Consider the following 6,254-nt stretch of genomic DNA (forward strand, 5'->3'; position numbering starts at 1 on the left):
GGCATCCGCCTGCCCAACCGCATTTACGGCGGTGACCAGGAGCTTAAGCGGCGGGCCGGCACGGAAAACGTGCCGGGAATTGCCGGCTTTGGCCAGGCAGTAGCCGAAACCGAAGAAGTGGCCAAGGCAGATTTGCAGGCCAAATACACTGAGTTCCAGAAGATCATCTTGAGCCGGCTGGACCAAAGCGGGGTGGCTTATGAGGTCAACAGCCCCTTAACCGGGCTGGTTTCCCACCACGTCTTGAATCTCCGCCTCAATGGCCTGTCAACCTACGTGCTCTTGGCCAATCTTGACCTGGCCGGCTTTGCCGTATCAGGCGGTTCGGCCTGCACGGCGGGAAGCCTGACGCCGTCGCACGTGCTGACGGCCATGTTCGGTGCTGATTCACCGAAGGTCAGCGAATCAATCAGAGTTTCATTCGGACGTTACAATACTGTTGAAGAAGTGCAGGCTTTTGCCGACGCGCTGATCCGGGTCGTGCAGAAGCTGCAGGCCCGGCAGCGGCAAGACTAAACGGTTGCTTTTTTCAACAGATTCACTTACAATTAATAAGCGAGGTTTTACTTTATGGCTAATACTGTGATGATCAATGGTGACAAGCGGAAGTTCATGCTGAACCCAGACGTGAAGCTCTACTCCCTGATTGACGCCGGTTTTCAAAAGACTCCGCGGGGGAATTTTGTTTATGAGCACCCCCTGTACAATGAATCGCCGTACAACGCGACGACGAAACTGAAAATGACCATCAAGAGCGACTTGAGTCATTTGACGATGGTAGTGACCGATCCAAGTGGCTTGAGAAAGGTAAACATTTTTAATAATCAGCAGCTGGCTCCGACGGTCGAACTTCTGAACTACATTTTGAAGGATCTGGAGGAGCGCAAGGTTTTAAGCGAAGTGAAGGATTGATTTAATGGTTGACAATAGCAAGATCAGAGTCGTTGTCGGCATGAGCGGCGGGGTGGACTCTTCGGTAGCAGCCCTTTTGCTCAAGCGGCAGGGCTACGACGTCGTCGGCGTTTTTATGAAGAACTGGGATGACACCAATGATGATGGCGTCTGCACGGCAACTGAAGACTACGAAGACGTCAAAAAGGTTGCCGACAAGATCGGCATCCCTTACTATTCGATCAACTTTGAAAAAGAGTACTGGGAGCGGGTTTTCCAGTACTTCTTGAAGGAATACAAGGCTGGTCGGACTCCGAACCCCGACATCATGTGCAACACGGAAATCAAGTTCAAGTCTTTTCTGGAATACGCGCTGGATCTGGACGCCGACTATCTGGCCATGGGCCACTATGCCAAGACCATGGTCGACGAAAACGGCGTCACTCACATGATGCGGCCAAAGGACGGCAACAAGGACCAGACTTATTTCTTGAGTCAGCTGACTCAGGATCAGATCAAGCGGGTCATGTTCCCCCTGCAGGATTTGACCAAGCCGGAAGTGCGGCAGATTGCCGAGGAAGCCGGACTGGCCACGGCCAAGAAGAAGGATTCCACGGGGATCTGTTTCATCGGTGAGCGAAACTTCAAGCACTTTTTGAGTGAGTTTCTGCCAGCGCAAGGCGGGGACATGGTGACTCCCGACGGGCAGGTAGTCGGCCAGCACGCCGGCCTGATGTACTACACGATCGGCCAGCGGCAGGGCCTGGGCCTGGGGTCGACCAAGGAGTCAACCGCTCCTTGGTTTGTCGTCGGCAAGGATCTGGAGAAGAACCAGCTGATCGTTGAGCAGGGCTATGACAGTCCGCGCCTCTACGCTGACCGTCTGCAGGCTTCGGGGATGACCTTCTTTACCGGCAACCCGGACCAGGACACGGAATTCAAGGCTACGGCCAAGTTCCGCTACCGGCAGTGCGATGTCGGCGTCAGAGTCAAGTACCACGCTGCCAGCAAGACGGCGGACGTCTACTTTGACGAGCCGGCCCGGGCGGTTACGCCGGGTCAGGCGCTGGTTTTGTACCAGGGCGAGGAATGCCTGGGCGGCGGAAACATTGACGCGGCCTTCAAGGATGATAAAAAGCTGCAATTAGTTTAAAGAAAAGCCGAGTCCTCCGGGACCCGGCTTCTTCTGTTTTTACGGCCCGCCGGCTTTTGCTATAATAGAAAGCATAGTTACGAGAGGCGAAAAAACATGGAAATATATTTTGTAAGACACGGCAAGACTCAGTGGAATCTGGAACAGCGTTTCCAAGGCGGGCAGGGGGACTCCAAGCTGCTGCCTGAAAGCCTGGCTGACATCCAGAAGCTGGGCAGCTATCTGAAAAACACCCATTTTCAAGGCTTGTACTCCAGTCCCCTGGACCGGGCAAGAATGACCGCCCAGGGCATCGCGGACGCTGCCGGCATCCGGCTGCCCCTGCACATTGACGAGCGCTTGCGGGAAATGAACCTGGGCAAGCTGGAAGGGATGAAGTATTCCGAGGCGGAAAAGCTTTACCCGCAGGAGATCGACAATTTTTGGCACCATCCCGATGCTTACGACAGTACGGTAGTAGCCGGCGAAAGCTATGAGCACGCCATGGAGCGGGGACTGGACTTCGGCAGGGAAATGGCCCGCAAGTATCCCAAAGACAGCGACAAAGTCCTGGTGGTCAGCCACGGAGCGGTTTTGTCGGCAATCATGGGGGCCCTGCTGGGCTATGATTTGGCCAATCTGCGGCAAAACGGCGTTATTTACAACACCAGCGTCTCGGTTCTGCGCAGCCAGGAGACTGGAGCCGACTTCAAGCTGGTCAAGTGGGCCGATGTCACGCCTTTAGGCCATAAAATGTCAGAAACGGATGGTTTGTAATGGATCAAAAGATCAATCAGCTTTATGAAGCTGGAAAAGTCAATGAAGCAATTCATGCCCTGATTGGGAAGATCGACCAGGCACCCAAGCAGACCGACAACTACCTGCAGCTGGCCACTTATCTGCTGGACCAGGGCAGCGCCGAGCAGGCGCAAGAGCTGCTGACCAAGGCCCAGGGGCTCGTCGATGATCCCCAGGATCTGACTTATGATCTGGCAGTCTGCGATTATGCCCTGGGGAATTTTGACCAGGCTTTGGCCAGGCTGGCCCAGATTCCGGATGATGACCTCACCATGTATCAAAAGGCCCTGGTCTACCTCAAGCTGGGCCAGAGCTCGAAGGCCCTGGCTTATGCCTTGTCGATCAAGCAGACGGATGACCGGGTCCGTGAGCTGATCGGGGACATCTGGCTGGCTTTAGGCGATCTGCAGGCGGCGAAGGCCAGCTATTTGCAGATTCCGGCGGCCCAGCGGACCAGCAAGCTGAATTTTCTGCTGGGCCTGACCTGCTTTAGCAGCGACCGGGAAAAGGCGGAGAGCTTTTTTGCCAAATCAAAAGCCCAGGACGCGAAATACTACCAAAAGGCCAAGGACCAGTATGAGTCCCTGCTCAAGCTGCTGAGCCAGCAGAAGGGCCAGGACCGGCAAGGAGAACCGAAATGACAGAGATCAGCGGTGAACTGAAAAGCATCATTTTTGAAAATTCACAGAACATGTACAAGATCCTGCTGGTGGACTTGAGGACCTCCTTGCCCGGCTACAGCGAAAGCGAGATCAAGGTGACGGGGACTTTCGGCGACCTGGAAATCGGCCAGGAATACAGCTTTACCGGTGACCTGGTGACCCACCCCAAGTACGGCCAGCAGTTTCAAGCGGTCAGCTGCCAGCCGGCCTTGCCCCAAGAGACCGGCGGGGTGGTCAAGTACCTGTCATCAGACAAGTTTCCGGGGATCGGGACCAAAACCGCGGAGAAAATCGTCGACCAGCTGGGGGCAGATGCCTTAAAGAGCCTGCAGGCAGACCCGGCCCAGATCGAGCAGCTGGACTTGACGCCCAAGCAGAAAAACAGCCTGCAAACCGGCTTGTCGCAGCTGGATTCTTTTGATGAGCTGGCCTTGAGTCTGGCCAATTACGGAATTCCCCGCAAGGTGGCCGGCCGCTTGTACCAAAAGTATCATGACCAAACCCTTAAAAAGCTGCAGGCCGATCCTTATCTGGCCCTGGGCGAAGTGAGCGGGTATTCCTTCAAGGAAGCCGACCGGCTGGCCCGGGGGCTTGGCCTGGCCCAGGACAGCCTGGAGCGGGCTGACGGCGGAATATTGGCGGTCTTGCTCCAGGCCTTGACCATGGACGGCGAGACCTATCTGGAACTGGACCAGCTTTTGCCGGCAGCCAAGGAAATGACTGGGATAGATTACGACCAGCTGGCTGCAGGGGTCAATGACCTGCAGGACAAGAGGAAGGTCGTTGTGGAAAATGGCCGGGCCAGCCTGCTGGCGCCATTTCAAGTGGAAAGCGAGATCGTGACCGACCTGGAAGACCTTTTGGCCAAGGGCAAGGAAGAAGACTACAAGGACAAGGACCTTGACCAGGCCATCAGGCAGGCCGAAAAGAAGCTGGGCATCAGCTATGACCCCGAGCAAAAGCAAGCCATCAAAAACGCGGTAACCAGTCCGGTCTCAATCTTGACCGGGGGCCCGGGGAGCGGGAAGACGACCATTATTGATGGCATTCTGCTGGCCTTGAAGGACCTGGCCGGCATGGACGAGGAAGAAGCCGAGGAAGAAATCCTCCTGGCGGCCCCGACCGGCCGGGCTGCCAAGCGGATGGGGGAAGTGACCGGCTATCCGGCCAAGACCATCCACCGCTTGCTGGGCTTGGGGATCGACAACAGCGCGGAGATGGAACTGAACGACCTGGAGGGGGAGATTTTGATCGTTGACGAAATGTCCATGGTCGACATCTACCTGTTTGAGAAGCTGCTCAGCGCCATCAGCAACGTCCGCCACCTGGTCTTTGTCGGTGACAAGGACCAACTGCCATCAGTTGGGGCAGGGAAGGTTTTTGCCGACTTGATTGAGGCGGACTTCATTCCTACTTGCCAATTGAAGGTGGTCCACCGGCAAAAAGATGATTCAACGATCATCCCTCTGGCCCACGCCGTCAACGAAGGAGCCGATCCGGCGGTCTTGCTGAAAAAGACGGCCAGCTATTCCTTCATTCCTTGTCCGCCGCAAGCGGTGGACAGCGCCGTGGAGCAAATCACCCAGGCGGCTCTCAAAAGCGGCTTTGCCGCTGACGACATTCAGGTTTTAGGTGCCATGTACCGGGGAGACGGCGGGATCAACAGCTTGAACGACACCCTTCAGCGGGTAATCAACCCGGAGAAGGGGAATGACAAGGCAGTTGAAGCCCATGGCGAGAATTTCCGCCTGCACGACCGGGTTCTGCAGCTGCAAAACGACCCGGAGCGGGGAATCTACAACGGCGAGATCGGCAAGGTAGCGGCCGTGGAGCCGGAAATGACGGCCGATGAAGAGGACGAGACCAAGCTGCTGGTCAATTTTGACGGCAAGGAAGTGGCTTACAGCCAGGCTGATTTGAACAATCTGACCCGGGCATATGCCATCACGATCCATAAGTCACAAGGCTCGGAATTCCCCCTGGTCATTCTCTGCCTGACCATGCAGAACTACATCATGCTCAAGCGCAACCTCCTGTATACGGCCATCACCCGGGCCTCGCAAAAGCTGGTCATGGTCGGCGAGGAACGGGCCTTTGCCCAGGCTATGCGGGTCAAGGGCAATGAGCGGCGGACCAACCTGGTTTGGCTTTTGAAGGACCGCTTCAAGCCAGAAGCAGCCGAAAATGCTGCCGCCGAAGACCAGGAAGCTGAAGCAAAGAGTGAGCCCAAAGAGCAGAAGGCTGACTACATCTTGACTGGCGCCCGGATCAGCCGGGCAGAGATTTCGCCGATGGTCGGCATGGAAGACCTGGTTCAGGGATGCAAGAACCTGGCAGAGATCGTCCGTAAGCGCCCGCAGGGGCAGTAAGATCCTGGACAAGCAGCAAAAGTCAAAAACGCATAAAAAAAGAACTCCGTGAGGAGTTCTTTTTAGTTTTTTGCTATCAAGCTTTATTTCTTTTCGATCAGCATTGGCAGAATCATTGGCCGGCGTTCGGTCCGTGAGTAAAGGAAGTCCTGCAGGTTTTCAATGATTGCCTTGCGGATTTCGCTGTCCTTCGGCTTCTCGGCCTTGGCCATCTCCGTCTTCAAGACATGGTAGACATGCTTTTGGGCCGCGTTGATCAGTTCCTGCGACTCACGCATGTAGACGAAGCCGCGGCTGAGGATGTCCGGTCCGGCCAAAACCCGCTTGTGCTTGTAGTCGACTGTGGCTACGGCCACGACCAGGCCTTCTTCTGAGAGAATCTGCCGGTCGCGGACGACAATG

General features: G+C 55.8%; 6 protein-coding genes and 1 pseudogene. 6 read left to right on the forward strand and 1 reads right to left on the reverse strand.

The features are described from left to right. The 6 genes from lacNas_RS11250 to recD2 form a co-directional block, all read left to right on the forward strand. On the forward strand, positions 1 to 516 hold a 516-nt coding region (locus lacNas_RS11250), incomplete at its 5' end, for an aminotransferase class V-fold PLP-dependent enzyme (protein ID WP_201331644.1). A gap of 54 nt (positions 517 to 570) precedes the next feature. Continuing rightward, positions 571 to 912: a DUF1831 domain-containing protein gene (locus lacNas_RS11255; protein WP_201331645.1), complete on the forward strand. Its 342-nt coding sequence runs from the start codon at positions 571 to 573 to the stop codon at positions 910 to 912. Positions 913 to 916: 4 nt separating this feature from the next. Beyond that, positions 917 to 2,044 (forward strand): tRNA 2-thiouridine(34) synthase MnmA, encoded by a 1,128-nt coding sequence (gene mnmA / locus lacNas_RS11260; protein ID WP_201331646.1) that lies wholly within the window; start codon positions 917 to 919, stop codon positions 2,042 to 2,044. 96 nt (positions 2,045 to 2,140) lie between these two features. Continuing rightward, positions 2,141 to 2,800 carry a histidine phosphatase family protein gene (locus lacNas_RS11265; protein ID WP_201331647.1) on the forward strand — a complete coding sequence of 220 codons (660 nt, stop codon included), beginning with the start codon at positions 2,141 to 2,143 and terminating at the stop codon, positions 2,798 to 2,800. After that, the gene (locus lacNas_RS11270; protein ID WP_201331648.1) at positions 2,800 to 3,462 is read left to right on the forward strand and encodes a tetratricopeptide repeat protein; all 663 of its coding nucleotides are present in this window, start codon (positions 2,800 to 2,802) and stop codon (positions 3,460 to 3,462) included. Before lacNas_RS11265 ends, lacNas_RS11270 begins: the two co-directional genes overlap by 1 nt. Next, on the forward strand, positions 3,459 to 5,852 hold the full coding sequence (gene recD2, locus lacNas_RS11275) for an SF1B family DNA helicase RecD2 (protein WP_201331649.1): 2,394 nt from the start codon (positions 3,459 to 3,461) through the stop codon (positions 5,850 to 5,852). The genes lacNas_RS11270 and recD2 overlap by 4 nt, the downstream gene beginning before the upstream one ends. A gap of 83 nt (positions 5,853 to 5,935) precedes the next feature. Here the strand turns inward: recD2 and lacNas_RS11280 are convergent. After that, a pseudogene (locus tag lacNas_RS11280) lies at positions 5,936 to 6,254 on the reverse strand (ribonuclease J); the annotation flags it as partial.

The organism is Lactobacillus nasalidis (assembly GCF_016587775.1).
Lineage (GTDB): Bacteria > Bacillota > Bacilli > Lactobacillales > Lactobacillaceae > Lactobacillus > Lactobacillus nasalidis.